Source organism: Endozoicomonas sp. ALB115, from assembly GCF_049310245.1.
Lineage (GTDB): Bacteria > Pseudomonadota > Gammaproteobacteria > Pseudomonadales > Endozoicomonadaceae > Endozoicomonas.
The window spans coordinates 1-2,076 of the sequence record NZ_JBLYZG010000164.1; the positions used below are offsets into that span (position 1 = coordinate 1).

General features: G+C 45.5%; 2 protein-coding genes. Both read left to right on the top strand.

Features of this window, described 5'->3' with window-relative positions; genetic code table 11:
- Window positions 1–130 precede the first annotated feature (130 nt).
- On the top strand, window positions 131–565 hold the full coding sequence (locus tag ACO6VE_RS24330) for an acyl-CoA thioesterase (RefSeq protein WP_422464067.1): 435 nt from the start codon (window positions 131–133) through the stop codon (window positions 563–565).
- A gap of 144 nt (window positions 566–709) precedes the next feature.
- The gene (locus ACO6VE_RS24335; protein WP_422464069.1) at window positions 710–1,939 is read left to right on the top strand and encodes an NADH:flavin oxidoreductase/NADH oxidase family protein; all 1,230 of its coding nucleotides are present in this window, start codon (window positions 710–712) and stop codon (window positions 1,937–1,939) included.
- Window positions 1,940–2,076 lie beyond the last annotated feature (137 nt).

Genomic DNA, 2,076 nt, shown 5'->3' on the forward strand with positions numbered 1-2,076 from the left:
AAATAAAAACATACCTGAAATCAGCCGCTGGTGCTTTTTTTTTCAAATTTGTTGATTTCTACCCACAGTTATCCCTGAAGAGCCAAATTATTCAGCCTGTTGGGGAAAATCCATCCAGAGAGTCCGTCCCATGCAACGAACGTTATTCAATCACTTCTATCAAGATACTGTCCGCTGGGGAGATTGTGATCCGCTGGGGCACTTGAATAATGCGGCTTATATGCGACTCATTGAATCCGCACACCTAGACTACTTTTTTAACATACTGAAGATTGAAATGAAGCCTGATTCGGAGCAGGGATGGGTGATGAGAGGATTAAACTGCGAATTTAACAAGCAGCTCCACTACCCCACACAACTGGAAACAGGTACACGATTCAGTAAAGTCGGAAACAGTAGCGCTATTCTTGAGGCTGCTATTTATCGAAAGGGTGAAGAACAACCGGTCTTTACCGCGAGTGTACCGAGTATCTGGTGCAACTATAAAAAAGGCATATCCGTCAGAATACCCGACACCATCAGAAAAGCCATAAAGGATTACGAAATCGACGTCGAAGGTCTTTAATCAAGCCCATCAATACTCGCTGTTTTTAATTGTTTATCCAATGCCTTTTATTTGGTACACAGGCAAAATAAGTTCATTACCACGGGATGAAGCCTTACGAAATAATAAGCAGGGTAATTAATCCATGAGGTCAGAAGAACGTATATGACAACCACATCGCCTTTATCAGAAGAACTTAAGTTACGTTCTGGTTCAGTACTCAAAAACCGTATTTGCAAATCAGCCATGAATGAAGCCATCGCCACAGGCAAAGGCGGTGTTGTCAGACAGTTTGAAGTGTTATACAGAACCTGGGCAGAAGGTGGCTCCGGACTGCTGATCACCGGTAATATAATGGTTGATAAACGCCATGCCAATGAACCGCTGGCCGTGGCTGTTGAAGACTATGATGATTTTCAACTGTTGGAATTATGGGTTGCAGGCGCTAAATCCAAAGGTGGTCAAATTTGGGCTCAGCTCAACCATCCGGGCAAGCAATCGCCTAAATTCCTCAATGACCAACCCCTGGCACCCTCTGCCATTCCTTTAGCGAGCGATATGTTTATCCCACCCCGGGAACTCACCGAGAGTGAGATTAACGACATTATTCGTCGATTCACTACGACAGCTTTAATCTTAAAAGAAGCAGGGTTTGATGGCGTTCAACTTCATGGTGCCCACGGTTATCTGATCAGCCAATTCCTGTCACCAAACCATAATAAGCGCAATGATCAATGGGGCGGTTCCCTTGAAAATCGCATGAGATTTGTCAAAGAAATTTACGCATCCATCCGGGAGAAGGTGGGTGAGGGCTTTGCTATCGGCATTAAATTGAACTCTTCGGACTTCCAAAAAGGCGGGTTCAGCCAGGAAGAGTCCATCGAGGTATGTCGGCATCTGGATAAAATGGGCATCGACCTGATTGAGGTTTCTGGTGGCAGCTGGGAAAATCCGGTCAACCGTCGGGGGGAGCAAAAAGAAAGTACAAAGAAGCGTGAGGCGTATTTTCTGGAATTTTCTGAACAGCTTAAGAAAAATGTATCAGCACCCATTATGGTCACCGGTGGATTCAGAAGTCAGCAAGCGATGGAAGAGGCGATTAATTCCGGCTCAGTGGATGTGGTTGGTCTGGCGCGACCCTTTGTCGTTGATCCCAATCTGGCCAACCATCTACTGACTGGCACGAATTACCGCTCCAGTGTAGAACCCATTTCCACCGGTATTAAAAAGATTGATGATATGGCTATCATGGAAATCAGCTGGTACACCGATCAAATTCGTCGAATGAGTGAAGGTTTGCCCCCTAAGACCAGGGTTCGCGGTGCGTTTTCAGCGTTTAAAGTGCTGTACAACTTTTGGCAACGGGGCCAACAGGTAAAGCGTGTTCGAGCATAATCGACGACTGTCTTTAGCCTGTTATTCAGGTCGGGAAGCTCTCGTTGCAGCTACTCCCGATGAATACACGTCAGCTGCCACAACCAGAAAACTGACATACTCATAATTTCTGAAAACACAAGAGAACCCTCAACTTT

Coding starts and splice junctions, on each gene's coding strand:
- ACO6VE_RS24330 (WP_422464067.1), top strand. CDS start 131: ATGCAACGAACGTTATTCAATCACTTCTATCAAGATACTGTCCGCTGG.
- ACO6VE_RS24335 (WP_422464069.1), top strand. CDS start 710: ATGACAACCACATCGCCTTTATCAGAAGAACTTAAGTTACGTTCTGGT.